This window comes from Saliniramus fredricksonii (assembly GCF_900094735.1).
Lineage (GTDB): Bacteria > Pseudomonadota > Alphaproteobacteria > Rhizobiales > Beijerinckiaceae > Saliniramus > Saliniramus fredricksonii.
Window position 1 is genome coordinate 94,398 of sequence record NZ_FMBM01000001.1, and the last position, 15,714, is coordinate 110,111.

The following is a 15,714-nucleotide window of genomic DNA, read 5'->3' on the forward strand; positions in this document are numbered from 1 at the left end:
AGGGGAGATTGCCCTGCATCACCCATCATCCACCTCCCGCCGCTTTGAGCGTCTCGCGGGCGATGACAAGTTTCTGGACCTCGCTGGCGCCCTCATAGATCCGCAGCGCGCGGACCTCGCGGTACAGTTCCTCGACCTTGACGCCGGAGGTGACGCCGAGGCCGCCGAAGATCTGGACCGCCTTGTCGATCACTTTCTGCGCCGATTCGGTGGCGTGGAGCTTGGCCATGGAGGCCTCGCGGGTGACGCGGGGCGCGCCCTGGTCCCTGGTCCAGGCGGCGCGGTAGACGAGCAGGGCCGAGGCATCGACGTCGAGCGCCATCTCGGCGAGCGCGGCCTGGGTCAGCGGCAGATCGCTCATCGGTGCGCCGAACAGATGCCGCCCGCTCGCCCGTCCGAGCGCCTCGTGGAGGGCACGACGCGCCATGCCGAGCGCGGCGGCGCCGACGCTGGCACGGAACACGTCAAGCGTTGCCATCGCGACCTTGAACCCCGCGCCCGGATCGCCGATCAGGCTGCTCGCCGGTACGCGGCAATTCTCGAAACGGACCCGCGCCAGGGGATGCGGTGCGATCACATCGATGCGTCCGGCAATCTCGAGGCCGGGCGTATCCGCATCGACCATGAAAGCCGAGATTCCCTTCGCGCCGGGCGCCTCGCCGGTGCGGGCGAAGACCACGTAGTGATCGGCGATACCGCCATTGGAGATCCAGGTCTTCTCGCCGTCGATGACATAGTGATCATGACCGTCTGCCCGCGCCGTCGTCGCCATCGCCGCGACATCGGATCCGGCTTCGGCTTCGGAGAGCGCGAAGGCGGCGATGCGCTTGCCGGCCACCACCGGGGGCAGGTACTCCGCCTTTTGCTGCTTCGTGCCGAACAGGCTGATCGGCCCGGTCCCGAGCCCCTGCATGGCGAAGGCGAAATCGGCAAGTCCCGCATGCCAGGCCAGCCGCTCACGCGCCAGACACAGGCTGCGCACGTCGAAAGCCTGATCGGCGGGCGGTGCGGCGATATCGAGAAACCCCGCTTCGCCCAAAGCCGCGACGAGCTTGCGGCAGGAGCCGTCGATATCGTGGTGATCGACGAGCCCCGCGACATTGGCCTGCGCCCAGCCATCAAGCCGGTCGAGCAGTTCGCCATGATCCGGCGCGAAGAACGGCCAGGTGATGAAGCTGCGATCAGACATGGGGGCTTCCCCGGACGCTTGACGCTTCGGGCGTACGCTTGATGCAGGTATCTCCCCTCTCCCTCGGTGGAGAGGGGGTGGGGGTGAGGGGCGTTGATGAAGGGTTGGTCGTTATCGTGAAAGGGCTCTTTTCCATCCTCACCCCCGCCCCCTCTCCGCAAGGGAGAGGGGAGAAAGCCGGCCCGGCGTGATGATGCATCCCCATATCAATCCCCCTCGAAATTGGGCTGGCGCTTCTCGGCGAAGGCCTCGAAGGCGCGGCGGAAATCGTTGGTGGTCATGCACAGAGCCTGGGCGATGGCCTCGGCCTCGATCGCTTCCTCGACCGACATGGCCCATTCCATGGCGAGCATGCGCTTGGTCATGGTGTTGGCGTAGTTGGGGCCGGAGACGATCTCGGCGGCAAGGTCGGCGGCTTCCTTCAGCAGGATGTCGGCGGCGACGATGCGTGAGAAAAAGCCCCAGGAAACGCCCTCCTCGGCGCGCATGAAGCGGCCCGTATAGAGCAGCTCGCTGGCGCGTCCCTGGCCGATGATCCTGGGCAGGATGGCGCAGGCGCCCATATCGCAGCCGGCGAGGCCGACCTTGTTGAACAGGAAGGCGACTTTCGCCTTCTCACCGGCGAGCCGGATGTCGCTCGCCATCGCCATGATCGCCCCGGCCCCGGCGCAGATACCGTCCACGGCGGCGATGACGGGCTGGGGCGCGGCGCGCATCGCCTTGACGAGTTCGCCGGTCATGCGGGTGAAGGAAGTGAGGTCGCGGGTGTTCATCCGCGTGAGCGGGCCGATGATCTCGAACACGTCGCCGCCGGAGGAAAAATTGCCGCCGGCGCCGGTAAGGATCACCGCCCCGATGGAATCGTCATGCCCCAGCGCATGGAAGAAATCGGTGAGCTCGCGATAGCTGCCGAAGGTGAGCGGATTCTTCTTCTCGGGCCGCTCAAGGGTCACCGTCGCGATGCCGGCCTCGACGCAGAGACGGAAATGCTGTGGCTTGTAGCCCGCGACCGGCAGGGTCACAGGATTGGCGTAACGGGTCATGGATTGTCCTCCCGGTCTTCTTCTTCCGGTCGTGCGATACCGGCCGCGACGGCTCGGCGGGTCGAGGCCTTGGCCTTGCCGAGCAGCGCCATCAATCCGTCGATCTCGCCCTGATCGAGATCGCCGAAGAAATCGGCGATCCAGGCTTCGTGCTCGACGGCCATGGCGCGAAACGCTTCGCGCCCCTGCGGCGTCAGCGCCACCAGATGCGAGCGCCGGTCATGCGCCGCCTTGCGCCGGCTCAGATGCCCCGATTCGACAAGGCGCTCGACGAGGCCGGTAACATTGCCGTTCGAGACCATCATGCGCTGGGACAGTTCCGACAGGGTGAGCCCCTCCGGTGTCCGGTCGAGCTGTGCCATAAGATCGAAACGCGGCAAGGTCACGTCGAAACGCTCGCGTAGACGCCGGCGGATCTCGCCCTCGATCATGGTCGAGCAGGTGAGCAGACGCAGCCACAGGCGCAACTCCGCCGCATGTTCCGCCGGCGCCATGGCCGCGCCCGTCTCGTAATCGAGCACCGGGGGCGCCTCCGCCCGTGCAGGATTGCGGCTCATGATGAAACTCCGCGCGTCATGCTTCTCCCCCCGCGATCGCAATCGCCTGCCCGGTCACCGCCCCCGCCGCATCCCCCGCGAGCCAGAGCGCGGCATCGGCCACCTCGCGCGGATCGACGAGGCGGCCCTGCGGATTGTGTGCGACGAAATCCGCAAGCGCTTCTTCATGCGAGCGCCCGGTCGTCGCCATCACCTTCTCGATGCCGCTTGCGACCATGTCTGTATCGGTGAAGCCGGGGCAGAGCGCGTTGACGGTGATGCCCTTGCGCGCCGTCTCCAGCGCCAGCGCCCGCACCAGACCGAGCGCCGCATGCTTGGCGGCGCAATAGGCGCTCACATACGCATAGCCCTTGAGTGCGGCGGTGGAGGCGACGACGATGATGCGCCCGAAGCCGCGCGCGGTCATTCCCGGCAGGACCGGGTGGATCGCATTGACCACGCCGATCAGATTGACCTCGGTCATGGCGCGAAACTGCGCGGCATCACTACGCACGAACGGCGCCGTCGTGGCCGCACCGGCATTGGCGACGAGGCAATCGATCGCTCCCCCCGCCGCGCCCGCAGCGCCGATCGCCTCGGCCATGGCAGCTTCATCCGTGACGTCGGCGCTCATCGCGAAATCGGCCACGCCGGCGGCGAGCGCCGCGTCGAGGGCGGCGCGGTCGCGGCCCAGAATGCTCACGCGCATACCCCGCTCACGGAAGGCGCCGGCGATGGCGCGACCGATGCCGCGCGCACCGCCCGTCACCAGAACGTGCCGGACGCCTGCCGTCTCCTCCCCCCGCTGCTCCCCGCCCTGTGCCGCCTTCCCGGCCTCCATCGCGATCCCCTCCTTTGCGCAAGATCGGCAATCCCTCTGGAAAGCCTCTTGCGGGATTTCGCCGATTTGTTTTAAGCTTCAAATATTCAGGTTGCGAGGGGAGCCGTCAAGCCGCGTCGGAAGCCTTCTTCAAAGGCGAAGCCGGATCAGGAAAAAAAGCAGACACAGCGCCGCCCATCGGGTGCCCGCGACAAGCGGGCCGAGAGAGGATAAGCCGCGACAGACGGCGGGCAAAGGCGCATCATCCCGGCAAAAATGCGCCACGGGGCTTTTCCGACGCGGCGGCAGCGGTCAAACTGAGGGGAACGGGGCGCAACGACGCCACCGGCATAACTGGGAGATCGGGAGAATGAAGACCATCAAAGTGCTCGCCGGCGCGACGCTCGCGCTCGGCATGGTGGCAGGCGCCGCCAAGGCCGATGAAGTGCGCATCGGGCTGATGTATACATTGTCGGGGCCGCCTGCTGCGCTCGGCGAACAGGCCCGTGACGGGTTTCTGCTTGCGGTGGAGCAACTCGGCGGCCAGCTCGGCGGGCTCGATGCCGAAATCATCGTCGTCGATGACGAGCTGAAACCCGATGTCGCCGTGACCCGCGCACGCGGCCTGATCGAACGCGATGACGTGCATTTCGTCGTCGGGCCGATCTTCTCGAACGTGGCACAGGCGATCCAGCGCCCGATCGTCGAGGCCGACCGGATCCTGATCAGTTCGAATGCCGGCCCGTCGGACCTGGCCGGTGAGCAATGCCATCCGAACTATTTCAACACCTCGTATCAAAACGACCAGGTACACGAGGTGATGGGTGCGGTGGCCGAGCAGCGCGATTATGACCGCGTCTTTCTGATGGCGCCGAACTACCAGGCGGGTCGCGATTCCATCTCCGGCTTCAAGCGCCATTTTACCGGCGAGGTCGTCGACGAGGTCTATGTGCCGCTCGGCCAGCTCGATTTCCAGGGCGAGCTGGCGCGCATCTCGGCGATGCAGCCCGATGCCGTGTTCACCTTCATGCCCGGCGGCATGGGCATCAATCTGGTGCGCCAGTATTCGCAGGCCGGCCTGACCGATCGCGTGCCCTTCCTCTCCGCCTTCACCGTGGACGAGACCAATCTGCCCGCGCAGCAGGCCGATGCGCTCGGCATGTATTCCAGCGCCACCTGGACGCCGGACATGGACACGCCCGGCAATGCGGAATTCGTCGCGGCCTTCGAGGAAGCCTATGAAATGGTGCCGGCCATGTATGCCATGCAGGCCTATGACACGGCCATGCTGCTGGATGCGGCGATCGCCTCGCTCGACGGGGATCTCTCCGATCTCGACGCGGTTCGCGAAGCCCTGCGCAATGCCGACTTTTCCTCGTTGCGCGGTGAATTCAGCTTCAACACCAACCAGCACCCGATCCAGAACTTCATTCTGGCGCAGGTCAACGAGCGCGAGGACGGTCTGTTCCAGACGGAATACGTCGAGACCGTCTTCGAGGATTACGGCGACGTCTATGCCGAGCTCTGCTCCATGGAGTGAGCGCGAACGGGTGGCGGCTGCGCCCTGGGGCCCAGCCGCCGCCGGCCTTGGCGAGATGCGTGCGGCTTCGATGATTTGCGACGCACGCACCCCGCCTCCCCCGAAAGCGTGACGGGCCACCCCCATGTATACGACGCTGATCGCCGTGCAGACCCTGAACGGGCTGCAACTGGGCATCATCCTCTTTCTGATCGCCGCCGGGCTGACGCTCGTCTTCGGGGTGATGGATTTCATCAATCTTGCCCATGGCGTGCAGTACATGGTCGGCGCCTATTTCGCCTTCACCTTCACGGTGCTGACGGGCTCGTTCACGCTGGGGCTGTTGCTCGCCCTGCCGGCTGCGCTGCTTGTCGGCCTGATCCTGGAAGTGCTGGTTTTTCGACACCTCTATGATCGCGACCATCTCGAGCAGGTGCTCGCCACTTTCGGAATCATCCTCTTCCTCAACCAGGGGGTGAAGGTGATCTGGGGGGCGAGCCCGCTCTACGTGCCGGTGCCTGAGCTTTTGCAGGGCTCGATCGAGATCTTCGAGGGTTTCTTCTATCCGGTCTACCGCCTCGCGATCATCGGGGCGGGGCTCGGCGTCGCGGCGCTGCTCTACTTTCTCGTGAGCTATACCCGCGCCGGCATGCTGGTGCGCGCGGGCGCCACCAATGCGCGGATGGTCTCGGCGCTGGGCATCGATATCCGCCGGCTGTTCATGGTGGTGTTCGGCTTCGGCGCGATGCTCGCGGGCTTTGCCGGGGCGATGGTCGCGCCGATTCTCTCGGTCGAGCCGGGGATGGGCGACAACCTGCTGATTCTCGCCTTCGTGGTGATCGTGATCGGCGGCATCGGCTCGATCCGCGGCGCCTTCATCGCGGCGCTTCTGATCGGCCTCGTCGATACGCTCGGGCGGGGTTTCGCCGGCGATATCCTGCGCCTCGTGATGGATCCCAGCGCCGCCAGTCAGACCGGGCGGGCGATCGCGCCGATGCTGATCTACATCCTGATGGCGCTGGTCCTGATCTTCCGCCCCTCGGGGCTGTTCCCGGTCAAGCGGTGAGGCGCCCCATGCAAGAGACCGCCCCCGTAAAACCGGCCAGCGAGACCGCACCCGCCGCGCCGGCAACGCCTCCCGTCACGCGTTTTCGCGCGGCGCATATGGTGGTGCCGTTCCTGCTCTTCAGCTTGTTCGCCATCCTGCCCGCCTTTGCCCAGTTCGGAGCCGAAGGCTATATCCTGTCGCTGGTGATGCGGGTGATGATCTTCGCCATTGCCGCGATGTCGCTCGATCTGATTCTCGGCTATGGCGCCATGGTCTCCTTCGGCCATGCTGCCTTCATCGGAATCGGCGCCTATGGTGCGGGCATCCTGATGCAGCATACGGTGGATGACTTCTTCATCCAGCTCGCTACCGCGCTCGGCGGCTCGGCCGTTTTCGCACTGGTGACGGGCGCGTTGTCGCTGCGTACGAAGGGCGTGTATTTCATCATGATCACGCTGGCTTTCGGCCAGATGGCGTTCTTCTTCTTCGTCTCGCTGGCCGCCTATGGCGGCGATGACGGGATGACCTTGCGGACCACCCCGCAGATCTTCGGCCAGGACTGGCTCGCGCACCGGCATGTCCTGTATTATCTGATCTTTGCCTGCATGCTCGGCGTCTATCTGTTCCTGCGTGCCATCGTGCGCTCGCGCTTCGGACGGGTCTTGCGCGGGGCGAAGGAGAATCCGGTGCGCATGGCGGCAATCGGGTTCAACCCCTATCGCTTCCAGCTCGCCGCCTATGTCATTGCCGGCACGATCTGCGGCCTTTCGGGCTTCCTGCTCGCGCATCAGACCGAGTTCATCGCCCCCGCTTTCATGACATGGCAGCGCTCGGGCGAATTGATCGTGATGGTCGTGCTCGGTGGCATGGGCACGCTGCACGGCGCCATTATCGGCGCCGCCGCCTTCCTCATCCTCGAGGAGATGCTCTCGCGCATCACCCAGGACTGGAAGCTGATCTTCGGGCCCTTCCTCGTGCTCGTGGCGCTGTTTGCGCGCGGCGGCATCATGGGCTTCCTGCGCAGATGGGGGCTGAAATGAGCCCGGTCCTGCAATTGCGCAACCTGCGCAAATCCTACGGCGCGCTGAAGGTCACTGACGATGTCTCGCTCGACGTCGCGCGCGGCGAATTGCACGCGATCATCGGCCCCAACGGTGCCGGCAAGACCACGCTGATCCACCAGATCAGCGGCATCGCTGCGGCTGATGACGGGCGGATTCTCTTCGATGGAGAGGACGTCACCGCCCTGGCGATGCATCAGCGCGTGGCGCGCGGGCTGGCGCGCTCGTTTCAGATCACCTCGATCCTGCCCGGCTTCACCGCGCTTGAGAACGTCGCCATGGCCGTGCAGGCACGAACGGGCACGAGTTTCAGCTTTTTCGGCGATCCCGCGCGCGAGGACCCACTCACCAGACCCGCCATGGAAGCCCTGGCAATCGTCGATCTGACGGCGCGCGCCGATATTGTCGCCGGCGAACTCTCGCATGGCGAGAAGCGCCAGCTCGAACTCGCCATCGCGCTCGCCACGCAGCCGAAGATGCTGCTCCTCGACGAGCCGCTGGCCGGGACGGGGCGCGAGGAATCCGAGCGTGTCGTGGCGACGCTTGAGAGCCTGAAAGGGCATTACACGATCCTGTTGATCGAGCATGACATGGAAGCGGTGTTCGCGCTGGCCGACCGGGTGAGCGTGCTGGTCTATGGCCGCATCATCGCATCGGGGCCGCCGGATCAGGTGCGCGCCGATCCGGAAGTGCGCAAGGCCTATCTCGGGGAGGAGGCGTGATGCTCAAAAGCTCTCCGATGCTCGAAGTCTCCGGCCTCCAGGCCTCCTACGGTCCGGCGCAGGTCCTTTTCGATATCGGCTTTTCGATCGGTGCAGGCGAAGTCGTCACCCTGCTGGGGCGCAACGGCATGGGCAAGACCACGACGGTCAACACCATCCTGGGCATGGTGCGGCCCCAGGGCGGGACGATCCGTTTCGAGGGCAGGCCAATCCAAGGATTGCCCTCCTACAAGGTGGCGCAATGCGGCATCGGGCTGGTGCCGGAGGGGCGCCAGATCTTCCCCACGCTTACGGTGGAGGAAAATCTGATCGCCACGGCCGCTGCACGTTTCGGCAAGCCGCGCTGGACGCTCGGCGCAGTCTACGAGCTCTTCCCGCGCCTGGCCGAACGCCGCCGCAATCTCGGTTCGCAGCTCTCGGGCGGCGAGCAGCAGATGCTCGCCATCGGGCGTGCGCTGATGACCAATCCCAGGCTCCTCGTGCTCGACGAGGCGACGGAGGGGCTCGCGCCGCTGATCCGGACCGAGATCTGGGCGGTGCTGACGCGGCTCAAGGCCGAGCATCAGGCGATTCTCGTCATCGACAAGAACGTCGATGCCCTGTTGAAATTCGCCGACCGGCATGTCGTCGTCGAGAAAGGGCGCGTCGCCTGGAGCGGGACGAGCGCGCAGCTCGCCGCCGATGACAGCGTCAAGGATCGCTTCCTGAACGTGTGAGCGCCACCCGGCCCCACAGCCTGCAACTGCCGGCGCATTAACGAAAACCCCCGCTTCATAAGAAGCGGGGGTCTGATCGAGCCGCATCGGATGACGCGCATCAGCGCGGATAGCAAAGACCGTCACGAGCGAGGTAGTACCCGTCCGGGCAACCGTCATTGGTCGGCGCCGTCGCCGCACCGACCACGGCGCCGCTGGCCGCACCGATCGCACCGCCGATCAGGGCGCCGCGACCGCCGCCAGCTGCTGCGCCGACCGCCGCGCCGCCGGCACCGCCGATCAGGGCACCACCCGCCGCCCGTTCACCGGGGGTGTTACAGGCCGCGACCGAAAGCGCGAGCCCAACAGCCGCTGCTAATGCAAAAATCTTTTTCATGACTCCATCCCTGACCGTTCGAGAGTTCACAGCCTCCAGAGGGCTGCGTCATTTGTAGCGCGAGCAAGCACAGGATGAAACCCGGTGATCTCAGTTAAGTTCCCGCACGCACTCCACTTATCGAGCTTGCCACGCGAAGCCGGTCAATGGAAGCCCCGATTCGCGAACGGGGGCGGCGCATGCATCGGGATGCCTTGCGACGGATGCATCCGATTTCGCGCCAGCTTCGCATTTTCGCTTGACGCATGCTCACCCCCGGCCCCACATCGCAACCCGGTCAGTCGGCCGGGCGGCCGCTCCCGTTCGCGGGGGAGGAAAGTCCGGGCTCCATGGAAAGACGGTGCCGGATAACGTCCGGCGGGGGCGACCCCAGGGAAAGTGCCACAGAAAGCAGACCGCCATCGCGCGCGATGGCAAGGGTGAAAGGGTGCGGTAAGAGCGCACCGCGGACGCGGTAACGCGGACGGCACGGCAAACCCCACCGGGAGCAAAACCGAATAGGGACGACAAGCGGCGCGCCCGGCGTGTCGCGGAGCACTTTCCGGCTCGTCGTCCGGGTTGGTTGCAGGAGGCGGTCGGCGACGATCGTCCCAGATGAATGGCCGCCACGTTCGCGGACCTGCGGGTCGGCGGGCCATACAGAACCCGGCTTACAGGCCGGCTGACCGGCTCAACCCATGCGATGGCTTTCTGCGCGAGCCGCTTCGCGCCTTACAGGAAGTTCACCAGCGAGAGCTGTGAAAGCAGCGAGGTCGTCTGGTAGCTCGCCTGCAGGCGCGTCTGCAGCGTCATCAGCTTGGTCACAGTTTCTTCCGTATTGGTATCCTCGATCTCGCCGAGCTCGTTTTGAACCATCACCTGCGTCGCCTTGTGACGCTCCGCGGCCTCCGACATCGTGCTGGCGGCGACGCCGAGTTCCATGCCGATCTGGGCAATGCTCTGTTCACCGCCCTGCGGCGTGAGATTGTCGCGCACGCGGCTCATCATCGCTTCGAGCCGCGGCGTGCTGCCATCGCTGAAATCGGTGGCGGAGAGCGCCGCGAGTTGCGAGAGCAATTCCCGGAAACCGTCTTCATTGGCCTGCGCCCCGATCCCCACCGTCTGGGTCTCGTCGATGCGCAAGGTCGCGGTGCTGCGCGCCTGATCGGGATCCGCCGGGTCCGAGCCGTTGTACCAGTTATCGGGATCGTCGAAATATTCCTGCGAGGCAAGGAGTGCGGAAGCCGCCGTCAGCGCGGTCGAGGCCTCGCTTTCGAGCGCATCCTGCATGGCGGTCTCGATATTCTCGGCAACCTGCGCGAGCGAGCCGCCAGTGACGAACTGCCCCGGCCCCGCCGTGGTTTCGGCGATCAGCGAGACTTCCCGGCTGGTGCCATCAGGCAGGTCGAGGGTCAGGTTGATCCGCTCCCCGACGGCCGGCGACTGGGTCACGGTGAAGCTTGCCGGCGGACCGTCGGCGGGGGTGATCGATCCGCCGCTCGAGGAGGCGCCGGCAATCGTGAAACCGGCAGGATCCGTATCAGCGATCTCGACCGTCGCCCCCGTACGGCTCACGGCGAGATGCCCCGTCCCGGCAACGTCGTCAGCCGCCGCGCGGGTGGCGATCCTGGCAGTCACCCCCTCCATGATCGCATTGTAATTCGCCACCGGCTTCTCGTCATGCGCCCGCCCGGCAAAGAGCGAGCGGCCACCGAATTCCGCGTTGAGAAAATCGATCGCGCCCTGGAGATTGGCCTGGGCCAGCATCTGCTCCTGGGGATTGGCGCCGGGGATGACCCTGGACGCGGGCAATGCGGAAATCGCTTTCGTATCATTGGCGATCTTGTCGAGCCCTTCGATACTCTTGAGCATCATCTTCAGGCGCGTATCGGCGCTGTTGATGCCCTGCTGCCAGGATTCCAGCCCGGAAACACGGCCGCGCAGATCCAGCGCCTGACCACGCTTGATGCCGAGCTCGCCATAACTGTCGGCACGGCGACCGGTCGTAAGCTGGCGCTCCAGATCGGCGCCCTGCTTGCGCATCTGCACGAACATGTCGGCATTGCGGCGGCTGTCGACGGCGCCGGGGGCGAAAGGTGTCATGGCCATGATCGGTCACTCCTCACATGCGCATCAACGTGTCCATCATCTCGCGCACGGCGGTGAGGACACGGGCATTGGCGCCGTAGGCGGTCTGCAATTGCACGAGCTGCGACATTTCCTCGTCGATATTCACCCCGGAAACATCCCCGAATCGGCTCTCGATCGCGGCGAGCGCGACGTTCTGGCCTTCATTGAGGCGTTGCGCCGTCTGCGCATTGGCGCCCTGCGTCTCGACCACCCTGCGCGAGAAATCCATCACGTTCGAGCTATAGGGCGTTGCCATGCCGCCGATTCCGGCTTGCGGCGCGAATGACTGTCGCTGACCCTCGAGATTGTCACGAATGGTCTGAATACGCGTCTGATCCCCCGACGGTGTTCCCGGCTCCATGCGGATCAGCTGCGCGGGATCGGCCTTGATGGCGCCGTTGACACCCATACGCTGGGCAAAACCCTCCAGCTGATCATTCACGCCGGTGAAGGCATTGCCGGCATTGCCGCGATCAACGAAGAAGGGCAGTTCGGGCACGCCGTCGCCGGCGGCGCGCTGCGTATCCTCGACCGTATAGCGCGCGCCGAGCAGATTGGCGCCGGCGGGCAGGCCGTTGATCTCCCAATCGCCGCCGCCCAGATCGTTGACCGTGACACCGGTAAAGCCGGCGGCGGCGAATTCGGCTTCGAGATCGGCGGCGCCGGCCGGGTTGGGGATGGACAGACGGTTGAAGGCGCCGTCATTCATCAGTTCGACGGTCACCGCCTCATCCGAGAAATCCGCGCCGAAAGCGATCGTGTTGCCGGTGATCTCCGCCGGGCGATCGCTGAAGGCACGGGCGAAGCCGGCGGCCATCTCGTCGAGCTGGCGCTGGGCCTGCGGGAGGATCTCGTCACGCATTTCGAGCGCCGCAGCGATCTCCCCGGACTGGAAGGCCCCACCGGCAATCAGATCGAAGCGCGCTCCCGAGCCGGTTTCCGCCCTGATCACGCCGACATCGGAATTCACCGGATCATAAGACATGCTCGGATCAAGCGCCGGGCGGCGGTCGAAGCTCAGCGTCGTGGGATCGACACCGTCGAACAGCGTCTGCCCGCTGGGTGTGCGGATGATGACGGCGCCGTTGTCGCCTTTCTGGACCTCGATACCCATGAGGCCGGAGAGTTCGTTGATCATCCGGTCGCGCTCGTCTTCCAGCTCCGCCGATCCGCCACGAAAACTCTCGGCCGTGATCTGACTGTTGGTGTCGGCGATACCCTTCAGGAGTTCATTGGCGCGGGTCACGGCAGTATCGATGCGCCCTTCGGCCTGGCTGCGCAGCCCCTGCACGCCGGTCGCCACGCTCGCCATGCGACCCGCGAGCGTCTCACCGGCGCTGAGAACACCCGCGCGCAGGGCAAAGCTCGACGGATCATCGGCCAGCGCGCCGAGCTTTTCGTTGAAGGTGTTGACCGCGTGATCGAGGGAGGACGCCTCGCCCGGCGTACCGAACAGACCATCGAGCGCCGAGGCGAATTCCGCGCGGGTCTTGGCATAGCCGGCGCCGGATGTCTCCGTGCGCAATTGCTTGCTGAGCAGATCGTCCATCACGCGCTGGACCGGTCCGGCCTGAACACCGGCGCCGCGCGGCCCGTTCAGGGTCTGCACCGGCTGGATCGTCTTGCGGGTATAGCCGGCGGAATCGACATTGGCGACGTTCTGCGCAACGAGATTCATGCCGGTCTGCGTGGTGCGCAAACCGGACACAGCCGTACTGAGTGCCGACATCAACGACATGGCCCATACCTCCTGGGGGCTCGCCCGGTCCGTCTTCGGCTGTCGGATCGGGCTGAACCGGATTTCTTCCGGCAACCTTCATGCCAGCTTGGAAAGCTTGCGAAATCCTTGCATGGATTGACGACAGACCTGCTCTACCCGGCAGGAATCGCCGGGCCGGGGCGCAACGGGCGGCAAATTCTGCCGGGCCGGTTAATCGAGTATGAACGCCACGGCTCAGTCGCGCGGCTGCGGCGCAGCATCTTCCGGGCCGTTCTCCCCGGCGGACTCCCGCGCTCCACCGCCGCGACCGACCAGATCACCGGCAACATCGGAAAAGCGCGGCGGACGGGCGCCGATGAAGGGCATGGGGCGGCATACGGCAATGGCGGCGAGGCCGAAACGCGCAGTCATCGCCCCGTTGACCACCCCCTCCCCGAGCCGGGTCGAGAGCCGCGCAGCCAGACCATGCCCGACGATCTGCTGGACCATGTCGTCACCCATGGCGACGCCGCCCGTCACCGCGAGATGGTCGATCGCGGCGCGCGCCAGATGCAGGCCTCCAAGGAACCCCGGACGTCCGCCATAGATCCCGGCAATCCGGCGCAGCAGGCGGATCGCCGCATAGACCACGAAAGCGATGTCGATCAGCGCACGCGGGCTTACCGCCGTCACCACCGACACCCGGCGCGCGGCCTGCGCGACGGCCTGCCGTGCCGCCCGGTCCGCCTCGGTGAGCAGGGCGCGCTCGGTGATGACGAGCCGGTCCTGCGCTTCGAGTATCGTATCGGATAGCCGCGCCACCTCCTCGCGCCCCCGCGCCGTCGACGGGCGCTTCGCATGAAAGGCGACGAGGGCATCAGCGAGTACCCGCGCGCCCGCAGCATCATCCTCCGCGAGCACGCGCGCGGCTTCGCTGCGCAGATGCGCGATCCGGCGCGCGCGCAGCACGCCGATCACCTCACGCAGGCAGATCGCCGCGAGCGCGAGACCGGCGAGCGCGGCGATCCCAGCCGCCATCCAGCCGAGCCAGGGCGTGCGGGCGAACAATGCGCGGATCAGCCCCTCGACCCCGATCCCCACCCCCAGCATGACCAGCGCGAGCAGACTGCCGCTGAGGAGGCTGCCCCAGGCTATGTGCCGTCGCGGAGCGGCCTCGGGTTCGCGCGCCTCGACCCTATCGTCAATCGTGTCGGGCTCGCGGGTGATCTGCACGCCGCCTCGTCCGTCGCGACCGGGCTTGGAACCCGTATCCGCCGACGCCTCACCCTCGTCGATCGCGACCTTCGGATCATCGAAGCGCCAGGCCTTCGGGCCCTTTGTTGCCTGCGGTCCTTGGGGTGCTTTCGGCCCTTTGGGTGATTGCCCGCTCATCGCAGATGATCTCCGATCAGGAATTCCAGCGCGCGATCGAGGCGGATATGCGGCAGGCGCGGTTTGCGCCCGGGCAGATGGCCCGGCGCGGCGGGCGGGCGAAAACGCGGGAAACGCAGGCTGCCTGGGGCGATCCCGCCATGTTTTTCGTCGGCAAAGACGCGCGTGGGATCCTCGGGCAGGTCACCGGGAAAAACCGCCGCCTCGGCTGTACCGTCGAACAGCGTGTCGGCGATGCGCTCGCCTGCCTCGGGCGTCCCGGCGACGGCGCGCACAATATCCGCGCCGTCGCGCACCGTCGTCTCGTGCGTGGCGCGAAGCGCGGCGATCGCGATGGCGCCGACTTCGCCGCCCGCCGCACGCATCCGCCGGATCGCGCGCTCCACGAGATGGCGCAGGATCGCCTCCAGCCGGCGGTGCTGCGTCTGATGCAGATGGTCGGCCTTGGTCGCGGCGAAGAGAATGCGCTCCGTGCGTGGCGCGAAGAGCCGCGTCAGCCAGCTGTTGCGCCCCGCGCGCATGGCGAGCAGGACCCGGTCGAGGGCGTGCTCCAGCTCCGCGAGCGCCCGGGCACCGCCATCGAGGGCGCTGAGTACGTCGACCAGCACGATCTGCCGGTCGAGATTGCGGAAATGATCGCGGAAGAACGGTTCGACCACATGGCGCTTATAGGCCTCGAAGCGTCGTTGCATCAATTCAGCGATGCTGCCGCGCACGAGCGCCGTGCCTGCATCGAGGATCAGCGGCGCAAAGGTCAGAGCCGGCGATCCCGCCAGATCGCCCGGCATCAGGAAGCGCCCGGGCGGCGTCGTCGCGATCGCTTCCGGCCCCTGTCGCAGGGCCTGCAGATAAGCCTTGAAGACATCGGAAAGCCGGGCGATTCGCTGCTCGTCCGCCGGCGCTGCGGGATCGAGCACGTCAATCTGTGCGAGGAAGTCGCCGGCGATCGCAGCGCGTTCGGGCTGGCGCGCCTGTGCCACCACCTCACGCGACCAATCCGCGAAGCTTTCATCCATCAGGGTGAGGTCGAGCAGCCATTCGCCCGGATAGTCGACGATGTCGAGGGCGAGGCGCGCAGACCCGCTCACCCAGCGTCCCGCGCCCCGTTCGTAATCGATGGCCAGCCGCAACTGGCTGATGCGCGATGTGGATTGCGGCCATTGCCGGGCCTGTGTGAGCCGGGCCAGATGGTCCTCATAGGCGAAACGCGCCACCGCGTCGTCGGGCTGCGGCACCAGCCGCGCGCGCCGCAGCCGCCCCTCCCCGCTCACCCGCAGGGCCGGCAGATCGCCCGGCGTGATCAGGTGATGCACGAGCGCGGTGGTGAAGACCGTCTTGCCCGAACGCGCGAGCCCCGTCACGCCGATGCGCAGGACGGGGTCATAGGTATTGCGCGCGGCCCGGCCGAAATGCTGGAGCGCGTCGATGGCGGGGCGGATCGGGGATGGCGGCAGCAAGGATCAACTCGGTTGGAAACGGTTGCC

At 66.3% G+C, this 15,714-nt stretch carries 14 protein-coding genes and 1 other RNA gene; 6 read left to right on the plus strand and 9 right to left on the minus strand.

Going from position 1 to position 15,714, the window contains the following annotated elements:
- Nucleotides 1-25 precede the first annotated feature (25 nt).
- The 4 genes from GA0071312_RS00415 to GA0071312_RS00430 all read right to left on the minus strand — a co-directional run bounded on the left by GA0071312_RS00415 (nt 26) and on the right by GA0071312_RS00430 (nt 3,609).
- A complete protein-coding gene (locus GA0071312_RS00415) occupies nt 26-1,189 on the minus strand; it encodes an acyl-CoA dehydrogenase family protein (RefSeq protein WP_074443166.1) in 1,164 nt (387 codons plus the stop codon).
- A 206-nt stretch (nt 1,190-1,395) separates the two neighbouring features.
- Nucleotides 1,396-2,232, minus strand: a complete 837-nt coding sequence (locus tag GA0071312_RS00420) for an enoyl-CoA hydratase family protein (RefSeq protein ID WP_074443167.1) — start codon at nt 2,230-2,232, stop codon at nt 1,396-1,398.
- Nucleotides 2,229-2,789: a MarR family winged helix-turn-helix transcriptional regulator gene (locus GA0071312_RS00425; protein ID WP_074443168.1), complete on the minus strand. Its 561-nt coding sequence runs from the start codon at nt 2,787-2,789 to the stop codon at nt 2,229-2,231. The genes GA0071312_RS00420 and GA0071312_RS00425 overlap by 4 nt, the downstream gene beginning before the upstream one ends.
- A 16-nt stretch (nt 2,790-2,805) precedes the next feature.
- A complete protein-coding gene (locus tag GA0071312_RS00430) occupies nt 2,806-3,609 on the minus strand; it encodes an SDR family NAD(P)-dependent oxidoreductase (RefSeq protein WP_074443169.1) in 804 nt (267 codons plus the stop codon).
- A 349-nt stretch (nt 3,610-3,958) separates the two neighbouring features.
- Between GA0071312_RS00430 and GA0071312_RS00435 the strand changes: the two genes are divergently transcribed.
- The 5 genes from GA0071312_RS00435 to GA0071312_RS00455 all read left to right on the plus strand — a co-directional run bounded on the left by GA0071312_RS00435 (nt 3,959) and on the right by GA0071312_RS00455 (nt 8,654).
- Complete coding sequence (locus tag GA0071312_RS00435; protein ID WP_074443170.1) at nt 3,959-5,128, plus strand: ABC transporter substrate-binding protein; 1,170 nt, start codon at nt 3,959-3,961, stop codon at nt 5,126-5,128.
- A gap of 124 nt (nt 5,129-5,252) precedes the next feature.
- Nucleotides 5,253-6,173: a branched-chain amino acid ABC transporter permease gene (locus tag GA0071312_RS00440; protein ID WP_074443171.1), complete on the plus strand. Its 921-nt coding sequence runs from the start codon at nt 5,253-5,255 to the stop codon at nt 6,171-6,173.
- An 8-nt stretch (nt 6,174-6,181) separates the two neighbouring features.
- Nucleotides 6,182-7,195, plus strand: a complete 1,014-nt coding sequence (locus tag GA0071312_RS00445; protein WP_083204171.1) for a branched-chain amino acid ABC transporter permease — start codon at nt 6,182-6,184, stop codon at nt 7,193-7,195.
- The gene (locus GA0071312_RS00450) at nt 7,192-7,938 is read left to right on the plus strand and encodes an ABC transporter ATP-binding protein (RefSeq protein WP_074443172.1); all 747 of its coding nucleotides are present in this window, start codon (nt 7,192-7,194) and stop codon (nt 7,936-7,938) included. Before GA0071312_RS00445 ends, GA0071312_RS00450 begins: the two co-directional genes overlap by 4 nt.
- Nucleotides 7,939-7,955: 17 nt before the next feature.
- Entirely contained in the window at nt 7,956-8,654 is a 699-nt protein-coding gene (locus GA0071312_RS00455) for an ABC transporter ATP-binding protein (protein WP_074443173.1), read from the plus strand.
- A 100-nt stretch (nt 8,655-8,754) separates the two neighbouring features.
- Here the strand turns inward: GA0071312_RS00455 and GA0071312_RS00460 are convergent, their stop codons facing one another.
- A complete protein-coding gene (locus GA0071312_RS00460) occupies nt 8,755-9,030 on the minus strand; it encodes a hypothetical protein (RefSeq protein WP_074443174.1) in 276 nt (91 codons plus the stop codon).
- A gap of 277 nt (nt 9,031-9,307) precedes the next feature.
- Here GA0071312_RS00460 and rnpB point away from each other — a divergent pair.
- An RNA gene (rnpB, locus tag GA0071312_RS00465) (RNase P RNA component class A) lies at nt 9,308-9,699 on the plus strand.
- 42 nt (nt 9,700-9,741) lie between these two features.
- On the opposite strand, the gene GA0071312_RS00470 is transcribed toward rnpB, so the two are convergent.
- From GA0071312_RS00470 to GA0071312_RS00485, 4 genes are all read right to left on the minus strand, one after another.
- Nucleotides 9,742-11,118 carry a flagellin N-terminal helical domain-containing protein gene (locus GA0071312_RS00470; RefSeq protein ID WP_074443175.1) on the minus strand — a complete coding sequence of 459 codons (1,377 nt, stop codon included), beginning with the start codon at nt 11,116-11,118 and terminating at the stop codon, nt 9,742-9,744.
- 13 nt (nt 11,119-11,131) lie between these two features.
- Nucleotides 11,132-12,877 carry a flagellar hook-associated protein FlgK gene (gene flgK / locus GA0071312_RS00475; protein ID WP_083204172.1) on the minus strand — a complete coding sequence of 582 codons (1,746 nt, stop codon included), beginning with the start codon at nt 12,875-12,877 and terminating at the stop codon, nt 11,132-11,134.
- 216 nt (nt 12,878-13,093) lie between these two features.
- Nucleotides 13,094-14,230, minus strand: coding sequence for a YcjF family protein (locus tag GA0071312_RS00480; RefSeq protein ID WP_074443177.1), 1,137 nt, complete (start codon nt 14,228-14,230; stop codon nt 13,094-13,096).
- Nucleotides 14,227-15,684, minus strand: coding sequence for a YcjX family GTP-binding protein (locus tag GA0071312_RS00485; protein ID WP_108721810.1), 1,458 nt, complete (start codon nt 15,682-15,684; stop codon nt 14,227-14,229). Before GA0071312_RS00485 ends, GA0071312_RS00480 begins: the two co-directional genes overlap by 4 nt.
- Between the last annotated feature and the right edge of the window lie 30 nt (nt 15,685-15,714).

Coding starts and splice junctions, on each gene's coding strand:
- GA0071312_RS00415 (WP_074443166.1), bottom strand. CDS start 1,189: ATGTCTGATCGCAGCTTCATCACCTGGCCGTTCTTCGCGCCGGATCAT.
- GA0071312_RS00420 (WP_074443167.1), bottom strand. CDS start 2,232: ATGACCCGTTACGCCAATCCTGTGACCCTGCCGGTCGCGGGCTACAAG.
- GA0071312_RS00425 (WP_074443168.1), bottom strand. CDS start 2,789: ATGAGCCGCAATCCTGCACGGGCGGAGGCGCCCCCGGTGCTCGATTAC.
- GA0071312_RS00430 (WP_074443169.1), bottom strand. CDS start 3,609: ATGGAGGCCGGGAAGGCGGCACAGGGCGGGGAGCAGCGGGGGGAGGAG.
- GA0071312_RS00435 (WP_074443170.1), top strand. CDS start 3,959: ATGAAGACCATCAAAGTGCTCGCCGGCGCGACGCTCGCGCTCGGCATG.
- GA0071312_RS00440 (WP_074443171.1), top strand. CDS start 5,253: ATGTATACGACGCTGATCGCCGTGCAGACCCTGAACGGGCTGCAACTG.
- GA0071312_RS00445 (WP_083204171.1), top strand. CDS start 6,182: ATGCAAGAGACCGCCCCCGTAAAACCGGCCAGCGAGACCGCACCCGCC.
- GA0071312_RS00450 (WP_074443172.1), top strand. CDS start 7,192: ATGAGCCCGGTCCTGCAATTGCGCAACCTGCGCAAATCCTACGGCGCG.
- GA0071312_RS00455 (WP_074443173.1), top strand. CDS start 7,956: ATGCTCGAAGTCTCCGGCCTCCAGGCCTCCTACGGTCCGGCGCAGGTC.
- GA0071312_RS00460 (WP_074443174.1), bottom strand. CDS start 9,030: ATGAAAAAGATTTTTGCATTAGCAGCGGCTGTTGGGCTCGCGCTTTCG.
- GA0071312_RS00470 (WP_074443175.1), bottom strand. CDS start 11,118: ATGGCCATGACACCTTTCGCCCCCGGCGCCGTCGACAGCCGCCGCAAT.
- flgK (WP_083204172.1), bottom strand. CDS start 12,877: ATGTCGTTGATGTCGGCACTCAGTACGGCTGTGTCCGGTTTGCGCACC.
- GA0071312_RS00480 (WP_074443177.1), bottom strand. CDS start 14,230: ATGAGCGGGCAATCACCCAAAGGGCCGAAAGCACCCCAAGGACCGCAG.